At 47.0% G+C, this 16,315-nt stretch carries 17 protein-coding genes and 1 pseudogene; 10 read left to right on the top strand and 8 right to left on the bottom strand.

Annotated elements, in window-relative coordinates:
• Window positions 1-47: 47 nt before the first annotated feature.
• From sutA to glnK, 4 genes are all read right to left on the bottom strand, one after another.
• Entirely contained in the window at window positions 48-374 is a 327-nt protein-coding gene (gene sutA, locus ACQR3R_RS18370; RefSeq protein ID WP_095057586.1) for a transcriptional regulator SutA, read from the bottom strand.
• A 102-nt stretch (window positions 375-476) separates the two neighbouring features.
• A complete protein-coding gene (locus tag ACQR3R_RS18365; protein ID WP_428273959.1) occupies window positions 477-902 on the bottom strand; it encodes a secondary thiamine-phosphate synthase enzyme YjbQ in 426 nt (141 codons plus the stop codon).
• A gap of 212 nt (window positions 903-1,114) precedes the next feature.
• Window positions 1,115-2,452 (bottom strand): ammonium transporter, encoded by a 1,338-nt coding sequence (locus ACQR3R_RS18360; protein WP_428273957.1) that lies wholly within the window; start codon window positions 2,450-2,452, stop codon window positions 1,115-1,117.
• A gap of 35 nt (window positions 2,453-2,487) precedes the next feature.
• The gene (gene glnK, locus ACQR3R_RS18355; RefSeq protein ID WP_002555808.1) at window positions 2,488-2,826 is read right to left on the bottom strand and encodes a P-II family nitrogen regulator; all 339 of its coding nucleotides are present in this window, start codon (window positions 2,824-2,826) and stop codon (window positions 2,488-2,490) included.
• Window positions 2,827-3,244: 418 nt separating this feature from the next.
• On the opposite strand from glnK, the gene ACQR3R_RS18350 reads away from it, so the two are divergent.
• On the top strand, window positions 3,245-3,505 hold the full coding sequence (locus ACQR3R_RS18350) for an accessory factor UbiK family protein (protein WP_428273954.1): 261 nt from the start codon (window positions 3,245-3,247) through the stop codon (window positions 3,503-3,505).
• Between the two features lie 368 nt (window positions 3,506-3,873).
• Here ACQR3R_RS18350 and ACQR3R_RS18345 read toward each other — a convergent pair whose 3' ends face one another.
• Both ACQR3R_RS18345 and ACQR3R_RS18340 read right to left on the bottom strand, forming a co-directional pair.
• Window positions 3,874-4,113: a hypothetical protein gene (locus tag ACQR3R_RS18345; RefSeq protein ID WP_428273952.1), complete on the bottom strand. Its 240-nt coding sequence runs from the start codon at window positions 4,111-4,113 to the stop codon at window positions 3,874-3,876.
• 128 nt (window positions 4,114-4,241) lie between these two features.
• Window positions 4,242-4,487, bottom strand: coding sequence for a hypothetical protein (locus tag ACQR3R_RS18340; RefSeq protein WP_428273950.1), 246 nt, complete (start codon window positions 4,485-4,487; stop codon window positions 4,242-4,244).
• 298 nt (window positions 4,488-4,785) lie between these two features.
• On the opposite strand from ACQR3R_RS18340, the gene ACQR3R_RS18335 reads away from it, so the two are divergent.
• The 5 genes from ACQR3R_RS18335 (at window position 4,786) to ACQR3R_RS18315 (ending at window position 11,124) form a co-directional block, all read left to right on the top strand.
• The gene (locus ACQR3R_RS18335) at window positions 4,786-5,772 is read left to right on the top strand and encodes a YifB family Mg chelatase-like AAA ATPase (RefSeq protein WP_428273948.1); all 987 of its coding nucleotides are present in this window, start codon (window positions 4,786-4,788) and stop codon (window positions 5,770-5,772) included.
• A 21-nt stretch (window positions 5,773-5,793) separates the two neighbouring features.
• Window positions 5,794-7,548 (top strand): recombinase family protein, encoded by a 1,755-nt coding sequence (locus tag ACQR3R_RS18330; protein ID WP_428273946.1) that lies wholly within the window; start codon window positions 5,794-5,796, stop codon window positions 7,546-7,548.
• Between the two features lie 155 nt (window positions 7,549-7,703).
• Window positions 7,704-8,249 carry a hypothetical protein gene (locus ACQR3R_RS18325; protein WP_428273944.1) on the top strand — a complete coding sequence of 182 codons (546 nt, stop codon included), beginning with the start codon at window positions 7,704-7,706 and terminating at the stop codon, window positions 8,247-8,249.
• Between the two features lie 341 nt (window positions 8,250-8,590).
• The gene (locus tag ACQR3R_RS18320; protein ID WP_157711847.1) at window positions 8,591-8,962 is read left to right on the top strand and encodes a plasmid mobilization protein; all 372 of its coding nucleotides are present in this window, start codon (window positions 8,591-8,593) and stop codon (window positions 8,960-8,962) included.
• Entirely contained in the window at window positions 8,959-11,124 is a 2,166-nt protein-coding gene (locus tag ACQR3R_RS18315; protein ID WP_428273941.1) for a relaxase/mobilization nuclease domain-containing protein, read from the top strand. Before ACQR3R_RS18320 ends, ACQR3R_RS18315 begins: the two co-directional genes overlap by 4 nt.
• A 37-nt stretch (window positions 11,125-11,161) precedes the next feature.
• On the opposite strand, the gene ACQR3R_RS18310 is transcribed toward ACQR3R_RS18315, so the two are convergent.
• Window positions 11,162-12,043: a RepB family plasmid replication initiator protein gene (locus ACQR3R_RS18310; RefSeq protein WP_428273939.1), complete on the bottom strand. Its 882-nt coding sequence runs from the start codon at window positions 12,041-12,043 to the stop codon at window positions 11,162-11,164.
• A 1,285-nt stretch (window positions 12,044-13,328) separates the two neighbouring features.
• On the opposite strand from ACQR3R_RS18310, the gene ACQR3R_RS18305 reads away from it, so the two are divergent.
• The 3 genes and pseudogenes from ACQR3R_RS18305 to ACQR3R_RS18295 all read left to right on the top strand — a co-directional run bounded on the left by ACQR3R_RS18305 (window position 13,329) and on the right by ACQR3R_RS18295 (window position 14,428).
• A complete protein-coding gene (locus ACQR3R_RS18305) occupies window positions 13,329-13,790 on the top strand; it encodes a hypothetical protein (RefSeq protein WP_428273937.1) in 462 nt (153 codons plus the stop codon).
• A 101-nt stretch (window positions 13,791-13,891) separates the two neighbouring features.
• Window positions 13,892-14,089, top strand: a pseudogene (locus tag ACQR3R_RS18300) (ATP-binding protein); the annotation flags it as partial.
• On the top strand, window positions 14,063-14,428 hold the full coding sequence (locus ACQR3R_RS18295) for a magnesium chelatase subunit ChlI family protein (protein ID WP_428274446.1): 366 nt from the start codon (window positions 14,063-14,065) through the stop codon (window positions 14,426-14,428). The pseudogene ACQR3R_RS18300 and the gene ACQR3R_RS18295, both read left to right, overlap by 27 nt.
• A 230-nt stretch (window positions 14,429-14,658) precedes the next feature.
• Here ACQR3R_RS18295 and ACQR3R_RS18290 read toward each other — a convergent pair whose 3' ends face one another.
• Window positions 14,659-15,276 carry a TetR family transcriptional regulator gene (locus ACQR3R_RS18290; protein ID WP_428273935.1) on the bottom strand — a complete coding sequence of 206 codons (618 nt, stop codon included), beginning with the start codon at window positions 15,274-15,276 and terminating at the stop codon, window positions 14,659-14,661.
• A gap of 114 nt (window positions 15,277-15,390) precedes the next feature.
• Between ACQR3R_RS18290 and ACQR3R_RS18285 the strand changes: the two genes are divergently transcribed.
• Window positions 15,391-16,314: an ABC transporter six-transmembrane domain-containing protein gene (locus ACQR3R_RS18285; protein WP_428273933.1), complete on the top strand. Its 924-nt coding sequence runs from the start codon at window positions 15,391-15,393 to the stop codon at window positions 16,312-16,314.
• Window position 16,315 lies beyond the last annotated feature (1 nt).

The raw sequence follows: 16,315 nt of genomic DNA, 5'->3' as shown, positions 1-16,315 counted from the left end.
AAAAGCCCGCAGCGACGGCGGGCTTTTTCAGCAAGCAAGGCTCGGCCTTAGATAGGCCGGCTGCCGTACTTGTTGTCAGGCTTCTTGGGAGGATCGGCGACCACGTTGGCCTCCACTTCCTGCACCTTTCCGCCTTTAGCCAAAAATTCTTCCATGGCCCGCGCCAGAGCATCGCGTTCCTTGTTTTTGGCTTCGACGCTCGGCAACTCATCGACCGACACCGCTGCCTTGGCTTTGCCTTTGGCTGCCGGGGCCGGCGTATCATCGCCACCGTCGTCGTCAGCAACGTCTTCCGCCGCTGCTTCCAGGCCTTCTTCAGCCTCGTCTTCGTCGCCTACTTCGAGGTCGTCGTTTTCCAGATCATCGTCGCTCATGTTCTACCTCATGACTTGCGAAAAGCAGATTAGTTATAGCCCAGCTTCGCCGTCTGTCGACGGCTGCCGGAAAAAATTCAACCGCCACTGGTGACCAATGGCTTATGCCCCTTCACCGTACAAGGTGGCGAGGACTTTACGGGCACCGCCATGATCACGGTGCTCGCCCAGATAAACGCCTTGCCAGGTTCCCAACGCCAGTCGGCCTGCCGAAATCGGCAAACTGAGCTGACAGCCAAGCACGCTGGCCTTGAAGTGCGCCGGGAGGTCGTCCAGGCCTTCGTCGTTATGCTCATAGCCGTCTGTTCCTTGTGGGATCAGACGATTGAAGAATCGTTCGAAGTCGCGACGTACCGCCGGATCGGCGTTTTCGTTGATGGTCAACGACGCCGAGGTATGCTGTAGCCACAAATGCAACAGACCGACCCGACATGCCTTGAGTTCAGGCAAGCCGGCGAGTAACTCGTCCGTTACCAGATGAAAGCCCCGGGGCCTTGCCCGCAGAGTAATCAGAGTCTGTTGCCACATACAGTTCTCCGCACGTTCGGGGCGCATTCTAGCGCGCTCAGGGAAAAAACAAAGGCCCTAATATTCCTTCAATCATGTAAGCCATTGGCTGCGCAAAATCGCCCGTCGCAAACTAACCGAATGGCGCCAGAAAAAACCTTTCAGATGTCCTTTCAATGACAAATTCCAGACAAAAAAATGCCCGGCGAACCGGGCAATTTTTTTTCGCGTACTTACAAGTTGTAGCCGCGTTCGTTGTGTTGTGCCAGATCGAGGCCGACGGCCTCCTCTTCCTCGGTAACACGCAGCCCCATGACGACGTCCAGGACCTTGAGGATGATGAAGGTGACGATCGCGGTGTAGATCACCGTGAAGCCTACGCCTTTGCACTGAATCCAGACTTGTGCGGCGATGTCGGTGACGGTGCCGAAACCACCCAGCGACGGTGCAGCGAACACACCGGTCAGGATCGCGCCGAGGATACCGCCGATACCGTGTACACCGAAGGCGTCCAGGGAATCGTCATAGCCAAGTTTGCGTTTCAGGGTGGTCGCGCAGAAGAAGCACACGACGCCAGCCGCAAGGCCAATGATCAGTGCGCCCATCGGACCCACAGTGCCAGCGGCAGGAGTGATTGCCACCAGACCGGCGACAACACCCGAAGCGATACCCAGTGCGCTTGGTTTGCCGTGCGTCAGCCATTCAGCGAACATCCAGCCCAGGGCCGCAGCAGCCGTAGCGATTTGAGTAACCAGCATGGCCATACCGGCAGTGCCGTTGGCGGCGGCAGCGGAGCCGGCGTTGAAGCCGAACCAGCCGACCCACAACATGGCAGCGCCCATCAGGGTGTAGCCCAGGTTATGTGGCGCCATCGGCGTAGTCGGGAAGCCTTTGCGCTTGCCCAATACCAGGCACGCTACCAGGCCTGCGATACCGGCGTTGATGTGCACCACGGTGCCGCCAGCGAAGTCCAGTACGCCCCAGTCGCCCAACAGCGAACCCGGACCACTCCAGACCATGTGCGCAATCGGTGCGTAAACCAGGGTGAACCAGACACCCATGAAAATCAGCATCGCGGAGAACTTCATGCGCTCGGCGAATGCACCGACGATCAGCGCCGGAGTAATGATGGCGAAGGTCATCTGGAAGGTCACGAAAACCGACTCAGGGAACAGCGCTGCAGGGCCGGTGATGCTGCCTGGCGTGATGCCGTGCAGGAACGCCTTGGACAACCCGCCTACAAACGAATTGAGGTTGACGACGCCTGCTTCCATGCCGGTAGTGTCGAACGCCAGGCTGTAGCCATAAATGAACCACAGGATGGTGACAAGGCCGGTAATGGCGAAGCACTGCATCATCACGGAAAGAATGTTTTTGGACCGAACCATGCCGCCGTAGAACAGCGCGAGGCCGGGAATGGTCATGAACAGCACGAGGGCTGTCGAGGTCAGCATCCAGGCGGTATCGCCGGAGTTGAGGACTGGGGCCGCCACTTCGTCTGCCGCCATAGCCAGGCTGGGCATTACGAGGGACAACAGGGCTCCTAGCCCTGCGAATTTACGCAGAGTCATATTGTTTTCTCCTGGGGCGTTGGGTGTGTGGCGGCTTAGATTGCGTCGGTATCGGTTTCGCCGGTACGGATGCGAATCGCCTGTTCCAGATTGACCACGAAGATCTTGCCGTCACCGATCTTGCCGGTGTTGGCTGCCTTGGTTATCGCCTCGATAACCCGGTCAAGATCCTTGTCGTCAATGGCGACATCGATCTTCACCTTGGGCAGAAAATCGACCACGTACTCCGCGCCGCGATACAGCTCGGTGTGACCCTTCTGCCGACCGAAGCCTTTGACTTCAGTAACGGTAATGCCCTGCACGCCGATCTCGGACAGCGACTCGCGCACGTCGTCCAATTTGAACGGCTTGATGATGGCAGTGACTAGCTTCATGAAAACTCTCTCCCGAATAGGTGGACTTGCCCCAGGAAAACAAACCCGTCTCAAGTCTAAGCGCAGTGCCTGGCTTTGTAACGCATCGTCGGCCTTACTTGCCCGTCCGACGCCAGCGAACCACTCCGCACGAAACACTTCCCCCGTTTCGCTTGGCGCACTGCATTCGTCACAGCGACTGCATCAGTGCATGGGTCACTAGGCTCTAAGCAGAAAGCTTGCCATCTCGTCAAAAACCACTGAATTCAGTCGTTTGGCCACGACGTTCAGCCAGTTGGCCCGAAGGGTCCGGCGGATACGCACAACAACGGTGCGTTGCCGTCCGTCCCTATGCGCGAAAAGCGTGCATGTCCACCTGCGAGATTGACTATAGACACTGCGTGATACACTGCCGCCCATTGTTTCCAGGACTTTCCCCATGCTCGCGCCCAAAGACTTCCTAGACGCCCTGAGCGGCACCGCCTCCCGCCTTTTCAGCGGCGAAACCCCTCTGCCAAAAAGCGAAATCGAAAGCCAGTTCAAGGCTTTGTTGCAGAGCGGCTTCAGCAAACTTGATCTGGTTAGCCGGGAAGAATTTGACAGTCAGATGGTTGTGCTCGCACGGACCCGGGCACGCCTGGAGAACCTTGAGGCGAAGGTGGCGGAGCTGGAAGCGAAGCTCAATCCACCGACCGAATAAACACTGCTGCCCCAATATTCCAAAAATATTGTCCCGAATACCGAAACCTGCGCGAATGGCTTACCCCCGCGTGATGCCCGCACTCAGAGACGCAGAAAGACCCACTTCACCCGAACGCCCAATCCTGAGCCGGCTGAGTGGGTCGCAGATGTCGCTGAACTTGCTTCACTGGAACAACCAACAGTGGATTCGACTGCAAGAGGTATCGCACATGCTCCGTGACAGGGAGGAGCCGACAAGCGCAGTCAGTGCGCCGTGGTGGACACGCGCCTCGCGGATGCTTCAGACGGCTTGGATAAAAAAACCCCACGCTTTCAACGTGGGGTTGGCTCAATAACAAGTACTAGGCGCATGGCGTATTCACATCTTCATTTGTAGAATGTAGTGCCACTCTCAATCTTTCCAAGGTGCTGTAAAGTATCATTGATAGCATCCAGCAACCCCAGCTCTTTCTTTCCAGCCTTGTTATTCAATACGCTTCTTAATGTCGTATAGAAAAACAACTCGCCAACGGCCAGCTCATCTGACGAGTCACTTTTTTCAATGATACGCTTTGCATAAGAATTAACCTGCTCATCAATAAAAGCTTTCAATGTTTCTGATGACATACACACCTCTGCATAAAAATACGCATGACTTGCTTTTTAGATGAAAAAGCAAAATGGTCAACTCAGATTCAGGGCGACACGCCGTAACGCGCAAAAAAAGCAACTCAACTTCTTCGCCTAGCTATAAGTCACTTCAGCAAATTTACGGCTGCTTTAGCAAGCTCGATGAACAACGCATCATCTTTCGCATCAAAGTCGCCATCGTTATTAGCATCCCCTTTTACGTCAACTTTATCGTAATTGCCGTTTTTCTTGGAAGAAGACACGGAAGTAGAAAAAACAATTTCTTTTCCGTCATATAATTCTAGCAGCACCTCAGGGCTACCATTATGGTTAAGGTCTACAGTTGAAATACGAATTTCTTTAACAGCCATTTTCACACCTCATTATTTGATAAAGTAAAAGCAGCGCTGCTCCCCTTGGAAAAGCGGGCCGAAATTCACTCTACAATCAAACTCTCACAACTATCTACTGATACAAATGACAGGTTTACGGCTTTTTCAATGTAAAAATGCTTTGTTTTTTTAAACTTTCGACAGATAAATTTTAATTACCAGTACTACTGCAACATCCTGCGAAATATTGACTCCTGCGCCAAGACGCTAAATCACCGACTCACGACTACCCTTGAAAAGCCGCAGGAAGCAGCCCTCGTCAATTCAAGGAACGATCATGTCCCTCTCCATCGTCCACAGCCGCGCCCAGGTTGGCGTGGATGCTCCCGCCGTCACTGTAGAAGTCCATCTGGCCAACGGCTTGCCATCGCTGACAATGGTCGGATTGCCCGAAACAGCCGTGAGGGAAAGCAAGGATCGCGTGCGCAGCGCGATCATCAACTCGGGGCTGCAATTTCCGGCTCGACGTATCACGCTGAATCTCGCGCCCGCCGATTTGCCCAAGGATGGCGGGCGCTTCGACCTGGCGATTGCCTTGGGGATACTGTCGGCCAGTGTGCAGGTGCCCACGCTTACGCTGGATGATATCGAGTGCCTGGGCGAGCTGGCGCTGTCAGGCGCAGTGCGGGCGGTTCGGGGTGTGTTGCCGGCGGCGCTCGCCGCGCGCAAGGCCGGCCGTTCTTTAATGGTGCCTCGGGCGAATGCCGAGGAGGCTTGCCTGGCATCCGGATTGACGGTGATTGCAGTGGATCACTTGCTGGAAGCGGTTTCACATTTCAATGGTCATACGCCCATCGCGCCTTATGTCTCCGATGGTTTGATGCACGCCAGCATGCCCTATCCGGATTTAAATGAAGTACAAGGCCAGATGGCGGCCAAGCGCGCATTGCTGATTGCGGCGGCGGGCGCTCACAACCTGTTGTTCAGCGGGCCACCAGGAACAGGCAAAACGCTGCTGGCGAGCCGACTTCCAGGGCTGCTGCCGCCGCTGGCCGAGAGCGAAGCACTGGAGGTCGCGGCGATCATGTCGGTGGTCAGTTGTGTGCCCCTGAGCCACTGGCCGCAGCGCCCGTTCCGGCAACCGCACCATTCGGCTTCCGCCCCGGCACTCGTCGGTGGAGGTTCGAAACCGCAACCCGGTGAAATCACCCTCGCCCATCATGGCGTACTGTTTCTGGACGAACTTCCCGAATTTGATCGCAAAGTGCTGGAGGTTCTAAGGGAGCCGCTGGAGAGTGGTAGGTGGTATTCTCATACTTTCTGACACGGACACAGGAAGCTCGGAATGCCTACCGCTTACGCATACATACGCTACTCATCAAAAGCCCAAGGTGAAGCCGGTAGGGACTCCGTAGACCGTCAAATGGCTTCAATCCAAGCCATTACAAAGCAACAAGGTATTGAGTTGCCGCCCGAGAATATCTACTCGGATACGGGCATATCTGCACACGATGGAAGCAACAAACGAAAAGGAAAACTAAAAGAACTCATTGATATGATTAGCGATATGCATATCAAAGAGGGCGATTATATATTCGTTGAAAGTATCGACCGGCTTAGCCGTCAAAGACTTCTACAAGCAAAAGAACTAGTCAATGGCATCCTTGAAAAAGGCGTTATTTTAATAACCACTATTGATGGTCAACGATATGAAAAACCAAACGAAACAAACCGTATTGACGACTTACAACAAGATATTCTTTTAAGTGTTATCGCAAAGCGAGCATACGAAGAAAGTAAGACAAAATCAGTTCGTAGAAAGTCCGCATGGAATAGAGCCAAAAAATTAGCGGAAGAAGAAAAGGTCATTTTCAACGCCCATAACCCACCCTATGGCATCCGATACAATACAGAGCTTAACTGCTTTGAAATCGAGGAAGAAGAAGCTCAGGAAATAAGAGATTTCTTTGAGAGCTTGAAATATGTTGGCGTGTCGTTGTCAATTAAAAAGCTCAACGCTTATTCAAAACGAAAATGGTCAAGTAGAAATATAAAGCATCTAATAGATACGAAATACGTTCTCGGTGCTTACATGGCTCAACGAAGAGACGAAAACAAAAAGAAAGTATTTGAGCGATACATTGAAAACTATTATCCGCAAATCGTTTCATATGAACTATTTAATGAAGCAATAGCGGCGATGAAAAACAGAGCACAAAGAAAAAACTATGGCAACCAAAGCGTTGGCAGCTTGAACATTTTCCGCCACAGCATCAAATGTGATTGTTGTGAGGCATCTATGTTGTTTGAAAAACAAACAAACCCCAAAGGCGTCGTTTATCCGTATTTTCAATGCTACACACGCAAAGAATTAAAAAATGGATGTGACCAACCACGCTTTCGTTTTGACTTGGCTTTTGGGTTATTTCTTGAACTTATATATCAATCCACAACAGATAAAGACTTCGACGTTCACCCATGGCAGAACGAAGACCCAAACCCTGAACGTCAACATGAATGGATAACTCGTGAAAGCGGGATGATTTATCGTCTCCCAACACAAGAAGACATTGATGAAGAGGAACGGGTAGAGAATTTTAGAGAATTATTAATCAAGCTACTGTCAAACAGAGAGAGCCAAACCAAAGACAACAAGAAAATTGTGGAACTGAACAACTTTTTGCTTGAACAAAAAAGTTATAGAGACAACCTAATGAAATCTTTTGCTGGTTTCACCAGTGGAGTCATCCCAAAAGAATTCTTAGAGGTAGTTAGCAAAACAGAAGCAAACATCAACTATGTTGAACAAAAACTTGCAGAACTACAAACACAAATAAACATCAAGAAAACAACAATAAACATTTACTCGGAAAACGACATAATTGATTTATACAAAACAGAAAATGGTCGTTTGAAAATAAATCAATTCTTCGTTGCTAACGACATCACTTTCAAATTCAACTTCGACAAAGCCACAAGAACTTTGTTTGCTAAGATTTTCCAGAACGGATTTGAAATTGACCGCATAGCTAAGCAGTTCAGCCTACATAATCCGCTTAAAGAGTTTGGCATCAACAATCTCAACGAATATTTTAATTGACGCCATCACAATCAAAGTGGCGGCCTAATCAGGTGGCCTTTATATTTCTGCATGCGACCCACGAAATCACTATAAGAACATGATGGCGTTTTAATATTATTTCATGATAGGATTTAATGGCTTGACTGGATTTTACAAATTGAAAAGGAATGAAAATGAATAAAACCATCGGATTGTGTTTTTCAGTAGTTTTGGCCGCTTCATCGGTTGCTGCGACAGCGGATACTGTTACGCGACTTGAACTTAGTAGCGATAGAACAAGTGTTGAATATGCTGGCCCTATTAAATCCTTAGCTAAATCTATTGAGGGTTATAAATGGCTTGGTCAAACACCAGAAATGAATGGTGGGGTTGTTTTTGAAGCTTATGACAACCCAAAGTTCGGTAAAAACGATAAGATTTCTGGCAGCTCAATTATGGTTAAGGCTATTTTCTACACTTATGAAGATGTAAGTAAAGAAGAAATTATGATTGCACGCCAAAGTGAAATTGATGGATTTGTTGAGCTTTATGGTGATGACTCACCCGATATTCAAATGCACATAAAAGTTCTTGATGATAATACATTTCAAGCTTTCAATAGTGTGTATGATTACCAGAAAAAAGGAAAATCATTCACGTATAGAAAAGTTGAACAGTTTAAGAAAAGCCCCTACGGTGACCGGTTGAAGTCTGCCGAAGAAGATGGGACTTTTTATTGATACACTCCGTTAGGTGAAGACTATTCTCACAATGCACCTTACGGTGTAATTATAGTGTCGTCTAAAAGGCTGCCTAATCAGGTGGCCTTTTTTTATCTGCTATACGTCACTATACACTGCTACACATAACTAGCACGCCCCCTATTTCTTTTTGAACACTATACAAACTTGAAAACATTTTAATATATGGTAACTTGATATTATTAGTGCGAATTCTTTATATGCGAGCAATGTAAATGTATAGCAATTTCACTCCGTTCATTGCTTACATTTACGCTCGATTTTTCGCACTACGTTTGAAAAATTAAAATCAAAAACAAATAAACAACCATGAGGAATTTATGAATGACAATAAAAAACCAAGACAATTGAATGTAAGAGTATCCGAAAGTGATTACATTAAAATTGAACATCAACGAGATTTGATAGGTAAGAGCCAGTCCGGCTTTATTTCACACATCGTTAACAATGGCATCAGTGAAGTTATTGAAGTCACCCATCCCGAGCTTAGACAAGATATTGATAAGATTGAAAAGTTGCTAGGCGGATATGGAAACAACTTAAATCAAATCGCCAAAAGTTTAAATGCAAAAGAAGAACCGCCCCTTGATATTATTCAGCAAATAAATGCTCTTGATAAAAACATAATCATACTTACTAAAAAATTGGACAAGCTAAAAAAGGAGAAGTTAACCATCGTAGGTAAGTCATGATACGTGAAAAGCTAAGCACTCAAAAATCTAAATCAGCGATTTACAAAACAGCCAAATATTTCAACAAAGAAGAAGGCTGTGTTTTATTCGAGTCAAACATCTACATGCCTTTGAATGCTTCAAAGAAAGACATTGCGAAAGCAATATCAAAATCAATTGAAAGTGATGTTACTGACAACAAGAAAGGTAGAAAGCATTCAGTTAGAACTCAACATGACGTTGTTAGCTTTCACACAAATGACAATATCACACCGGAGCAAGCCCGAGATATTGCAAAAGAACTTTATGAGGCTACGCATAAACTTTCAAACAGAAAGTATGCGTTAGGTGTTCACATCGACACAAACGAGGTTCACGTTCACATTGTATGGTCGATAAAAGATTTTGATGGTAATTGCTATAACGTTGGCAACGACTATCGCAAGATAGAAAGAGAATGTGACAAGTTAGAAAACAAATATGGACTAATGAAACCAGAGAACAGGATTGCAACAGACATTGATAGATTGGAAAAACATCCAGACCTAAAAGGTAAAAGTGAAGCCGTTAAGAAAAGAGCAATTGCCAATGCAATCAATAAAAAGTATTCCGAGAAGCTTCCATCATCTAATGAACGCATGCTTGAAGTACGCGGAATAATTTCAAATAAAGAAGAAATGAAAGCTGATTTAAAAGTCTTCCTGCAACAGTCTAGCTCTCCAAGTGACTTCATAAACAAAATCACAGATAACGGATACAACATCATTCATAATGGGCAATCTTCCTTTTCCGTTCAACATGAAGACCAGATATTCAAAGCATCCGAGCTTGGCTTATCTTACAAAACACTCAAAGCAAAATTAGGTGAAGACACTGGCTTTGAGCAAACTTTGAAAAACAAGCATAACGTTAAGGAATACGAAGGCTGCTCTATTGCTTCAACCGAAGCAGAACCCGACTACATGAAAAAAATTAAGCCTAACTCAGTGCTTGCCACTAAGTTCAAGTTTATTCAGCATAGTGACAAGGTTGAATATTTCTATAATTCAGTCAGCAGCAAGAAATCATTCGAGTATTACAAAGACCCGTCAAAAGTCTCATTCAGTGACTTATCAAGACAGTCAGCAAAGGCTGGTATTCAAAGGCTTGTTGCCGACGCCAAACCACCGCAATCATTCACAGTGAATGGCCCTAATTTCTTTAAGAAAAATATATGGCTTGAATTTCAATTGATGGGCTTGGAAAACAAAGGGTTCAAGTTAGAAGGCTATAAACCTACACCAGCAGATTTAGAAGAATTGAACAAAATCCAAGAGCACTACGCTTCTATGAACAAGAAGCCAGAACCTAAACCAGAAGCTGCTACGGTGGCCATAGAAGCACCTAAACCAGTTGAGCCTGTCGTGCCTACACCTGTTAAAAAAGCCCCTGAGAAGCCACCAGAGCCTACAAAGCAGGTGGATCAGCACAAGGTTGCAGCGACCAATGATGACTTGATTGACGAGTTGAATAGTATGTTTAAACCTACCCCACAAGACGCCTTACGTGAGGTATTGAATAAGGTCACACCAGAAATGCTTTGTATGGAACACGGTTCTATTACCTGCCGTAGATGTTTCGGAAATGAATTTGACAATGCACCAGCAGAAAAAAAAGCAGAGTTCAAACAACTCAACACAGAATTATTTGTGGCTTACACTGACCACCCAAGCTTGAAAGGTGAGTTTGATGAAATCATCACCGACCACAAACAATTGTTAAAGGATACCCCTATTTATGCGGAATCACTTAATGCGTATCAAGCTCAAAAGACAATCGAGATTAAAGAAGATTTCAATATCTTCCTTAAAGACATTGAACACAATAACCCCGGCTTTGACTTTCTTGATGAGGACGCCTATGAAGCTAACAAGGAATTTGTAGAGAGACTTAAAGAATTTGATGTTGATGGCTTAGATGAAGCAAGGCAAGAAATTGAACTATATGAAGTAATACATAAAAAACTTGAAAAGATAGAAAGCCCGGAAATCAGGGAAGAGATACTACAAGAGAAAATAAACGAACGTAATGAGAAAGTTGAAGAAACACGAAAACAGAAGCAGCTAGATAATGACCAAAACAAAAGAACCCGTCGCCGTGGGGTTGGAATGGATTTAAAGCCAAGACGTAAAGAAGACAAATAAAAAGCCCTATGGGCTTTTTTCGTATTACATAACTCGTTTAAAAAGGCAGTTCTTCATCACATAACGATAAGTCATCAGTGATGTTTATTTCTTTTTCGTTTTCTTTTGGCTCAGGCAGTGCCTTCTCTCTTCTTTTCTTAAACTCAACCTTATAAGCAACCAATTCCCTGCCGTCTTTAATCGGTTCTACACGCTTCAAAAAATCAATACTTATTAGTTCGTCGTGTGCTTTTTTTATACTTCTCAACGCTTCATTTTTTACCGATGCTCCTGCTTGCAATCTTGTTATTATGTCGCAAGCATTGAAAATAACCGCATCATCAAATCTATTAGTTAGGTAGAACATGTATAGTGCCTTAGCATAATCGCCTTTTATTTCTTTGAACTCATCAAACTTAAAATTGAATATCAAGTCAGTATCATGCTTGTAGAAGTTCTCAAACTCTCTATTAAACGTAATTACACTATTTTCTTTATCATTTGCATCTTCCACAACATTATTCAACAAATGGCACTTGTAAGTGACGGAATCATATCTAAATTCAAGATAGAACTTCATCATATTCTTCAAGGACTTTCTTAGCTTTTCTATGTAAACCTTCTTGTTGCTTGGGTGAACCTTGTGAAACTTCATGAACTTCTTCATGTTTATAGTGAATGTTAGTTTGTCCGATTTTAATTTCATTTGCAGAATGTAATAGAAAACATCAAAATCGAAATCAACGGATAGCGGTATGAAGTCCATTTCAACATCTTCAAATGCATAAAGCCTTGCAATTTTGAGTATGACTCTCGGGCTTTTCGAGTTCTTTACTGATTGAAATATAGGCAAGTGAAGAATTGACTTGGCGAATGTCATATATGTATCTTGTGCGTAAATCTTTTTGTTGGTTTCATGCTGGTTGAATATTAGCTCCATTGGTGCTCCTTTGGTTGTATGTATACATATATAAAAGCACGGCGTTAATAAATGTCAATAGAACAACGCCACACATATCAATAGCATTTTAATGCTACATATAACGCCACATGTATTTATGCAGGGCGTCACATGCATTCACATAGAACGCCCCATATACCTGCATAGAACGCCACACATATCAACATAGAACGCCACATACATATGCATAGGACGCCACATATATCTACATATAACGCCACATATATGGACCTAAAAAATGGCGTGTTCTAAACATAAAACAACCATCTTAAATACCTTTAAATACTACTAATTACTTTAAAATACCTTTATTGATTTCAAATCTCATTTTTTGAGTTCAGCAGAGCACGCCCCATCCGGGGCTAAAACCATCTGGGAAAGGCGAACGAAGTTCGCAGATTTGAGAAGCGAAGCGAAACAAATCATAAAACGCAGTTTTTCAGTGGTTTGCTGCCGGATGTCTAACACTTTGAAGATTTAAATCAAAATCAAAGTCCCTTGCCCTATTGGGTTGAACTGGGAATACAGTCAAAAGCATCTGGTAGCTTCGCTTTTAGAAAAGCAACGAAATGCTTTGAAAAATACAGCTCACGCAAATAGCGTTTTTAGAGTGGGTAAGCGTTTAACGCTACCCTAATATCAATTAATTGAAATACTGAGTTTTATGGTGGTTTTTGTAAGTTGTGCTTTATTTTGAAATCGAGTGGTAGGGTTTGAAAATTTTCATTCTTGTAGGTGGCCTACCCCCCACGTTTTTGATGAAATCAAACTGGGAGCGATTTTTAAGTGTGTCGATGATTTTTATTCGGGTGGTTAGTTGCAAAATGTAATTAAGTAAAATGCGAATAGAGTTGACCGGTAAATGTGAATATGGTCGGACTATATATTTATTTTTGTTTTGCTATTGACAATGTTTCTCGCCGTATTTAAGCCATTATTTGATAGTCGGAAAAATTGAAATATCAATAACTTGCCATAAAGTTACAAAAAATTTTGTAATTTTTTTTGAAAAAGCATTTTAATGTTTGCAGAGCGAAGATGAGATTTTTGGTCGAAAAAGAGTTGTTTTTGATTTAGGACAAATTTCATTAATAAAATTTCTATGTGCTCAATTTTTATGCTTGAACAAGTTCAACCACAAAAATCGACCTTGACGAAAGCGTTAATGAACTTAAATGATTCTCGAAAACACATATAGAACGTTTGATAGCTCCACTGATAAATAATACCATTTAGGTCGTTATTATTTTTGGAGATTTTCATCGTGAAGATTGAAGCTGCTCGCGATTACTATGAAGTCGTCGTTAAGCCCACTATTGCGGAGTTCCTTGTTAGTAGTTATGACGTGCGTAGGGGGCGGATAACGGCTATTGTTCTCTTCCATACTTGGGACTATCTTAAAGGCCTTGCCGTCAAACCAAATACAGCAGACGGAAGATTGATGTATCAAACTATCCGGGCAGCAGCGAACGCAAGTAAGCACTTTGAATTAACAGACCCCAAAAATCCTCACATTGCCAGTAAGGCGGACCAAGTAGTAGCAGAAAAAAATGAGGGGATTTTTGGTTCGCCTTTCGGTGAGGCTTGTTTTGGAGAGTCCAATTACGTTTATCTAGTTTTAGATGAAACGGCACAAAAAAAATACGGATGTAAAATTGTCGTGTTAGCTGATGCCGTGAAATATATGCAAGACTATTTGGACCAGCAGTTCGAAAACTTGGCCTGATTTTGATATGAAACATCACAGGCTAAACGCTTCCGACTTGATAAGGCCAGCACTCCCAATATCCATATGCTGATGTGTGAGATTTACCCCTACCATTCGAGTCGGGTTGCATCGTTATTGCCCGCGCCAGGGACCGTGTGCGGTTTCCGGCGCGTTTCCAACTGGTCGCGGCGATGAATCCTTGCCCCTGCGGATACCTTGGCGAACCTACGGGTCGCTGCTCCTGCACCCCGGACATGGTTCAGCGCTACCGCAACAAGCTTTCAGGCCCATTGCTGGACCGCATCGACCTGCACCTGACCGTTGCCCGGGAAGTCACGTCGCTGAACCCGGGGCCCAGTCCAGGGGACAACACCGCAACCGCAGCGGCGCTGGTGGCCGACGCTCGCGCACGACAGTACAAGCGTCAAGGTTGCGCGAATGCGTTCCTCGATCTGCAAGGTTTGCGCGCCCACTGCATGTTATCCGCCGCCGATGAAAAGTGGCTGGAATCTGCCTGTGAGCGACTGACGCTGTCGTTGCGTTCGGCCCATCGGTTGCTCAAGGTAGCGCGTACATTGGCAGACCTTGAACAGGTCGACGCAATCACTCGCGAACACGTGGCGGAGGCGTTGCAATATCGACCTGCCTCAGCATGAAACATGACGTCGATTTCATCCGACGCCTGTTTGATGCTGGACAAGCCTCAAACAGGCGACTTCCGTTTTAGCCCTTCGACGAGCAGAGAATTCAGATCCACAACTCATCCCGGCAAGGTTGCCGACTCCTTGCTCAATTCCACTAACGGCGCCTGCCTTACCTCGGTCGCCCGCCACCGTGCAAGGCGCACTTGATCACGAAGAACTCAGCACATCTGCGCAAAGCGAGATCACAAGATCGCGTGTTTCGGCAGCTCCGGCACGGTCGTGTTGTCTTCAATACCCAGCAATAGCCCAGCCACTTCCATCACTTCGTCCAACGCTGCAGCGGCAGATTCAAATGACGGCTTCAGCAACAAATCATCGGCATACCCCATGGTTTGGGCAAAGATCTGCCGCGCTACCCGTTCAGATGAAGCACAGCGAAACACGCCAGCCGCCACGCCCTGCTCGATGATCCCGGCCAACATCGCCTGCCACTGTGCGTTGACGATCAAATACACCGCCGCCAGATCAGCGTCATGCATCGCCTCGTCCCAGGCATCGAGCCACAACGCCCACGCGTCATCGGCCGAGGAAGGCAGGCAATCGGTGAGGAATCCCAGCAAGGCTTGCTGCGGCGTCGAGTCCGCCAGCGGTGCACGAGCCTCCTCCAACTGTTCATTGGCAAAGCGCACAAATGCTTCGCGGCGCAGTTCTTTCCAGTCAGTGAAGTAGTGATAGACGTGACTGCGGGACAGGCCGGCGTATTCGGCCAGGTCACGGGTAGAGACGTTGGCGAAACCCTTGCTGCGAAAAAGCTCCAGCGCGGCGGCGATGATCTGGTCTTTGCGGTCGATACGTGACATTTGGACATAACCTCGTGGCGCCGGTAGATGGACGGCGCTTGCACTTTGAGCAATCGCTCAAGGATACTTGAGCGGCCGCTCAATAGTAGCGTTTATCTTTCCTCCGGTGCACCCATGACAGCCGTTACGCCACAAATCCTGATCGATGAAAGCAAGAAAATCGGTCAACAATCCGCCAGCCAGACGCTGAAAGCGATCGCCAAGGCCTACCCCGCAAAACTGTTTCTGACGTTGTCATTGGTGGCGCTGGAGAACGCGTTGTTATTGGCGTACCCGCTATTCGCCGGGTTTGCCGTGGACTCGATCATCCGCGGCGACGCCACCAGCGCACTTTTTTATGCCGTGGTGGTGCTCGCATTCTGGGTCGTGGGCGCAGCACGGCGGGCGGTGGACACACGCACGTTCACGCGGATTTACGCCGACCTGGCCGTGCCGGTGATCCTCAACCAGCGCCTGCAAAACCAGAGCACCTCGACCTCTGCAGCACGCGTGGTATTAGCCCGTGAGTTTGTGGATTTCTTCGAGAAACACGTACCGACAATCGCCACGGCGCTGGTGTCGATTGTCGGTGCGGCGGTGATGCTGCTGGTGATTGAACCGTGGATCGGCCTGGCCTGCCTGGGGGCGTTGTTGCTGTGCATGACCCTGCTGCCGCGTTTTGCCCGGCGCAATCAAGAGCTGCATGAGCGCCTGAATGATCGGCTCGAGAAAGAGATCGGTCTGGTGGAAAAGGTCGGCCCCGACACTTTGCAGCGCCACTATCGGGTGCTGTCGCGGCTGCGAATCTGGCTCTCGGACCGTGAAGCGATTGCTTATCTGTTCGTCGGCTCGGTGGCGGCGGTGTTGTTTGTGATTGCCATCAGTCAACTGGCACTGTCGCCGGCGGTGAAGGCCGGGCATGTGTATGCGGTCATGACGTATCTGTGGACGTTTGTCAGCAGCCTGGATGAGGCACCGTCGATGGTGGATCAGTTGGCGCGGTTGCGCGATATCGGCAAGCGGGTTGATCCGGGGCTTGGGGATAAGTCTGAAAATTGAG

Source organism: Gordonia sp. IEGM753, from assembly GCF_050321825.1.
Taxonomy (GTDB): domain Bacteria; phylum Pseudomonadota; class Gammaproteobacteria; order Pseudomonadales; family Pseudomonadaceae; genus Aquipseudomonas.
The sequence above is the reverse complement of the archived record's forward strand: the minus strand, read 5'-3'. Positions and strand labels throughout refer to the sequence as shown.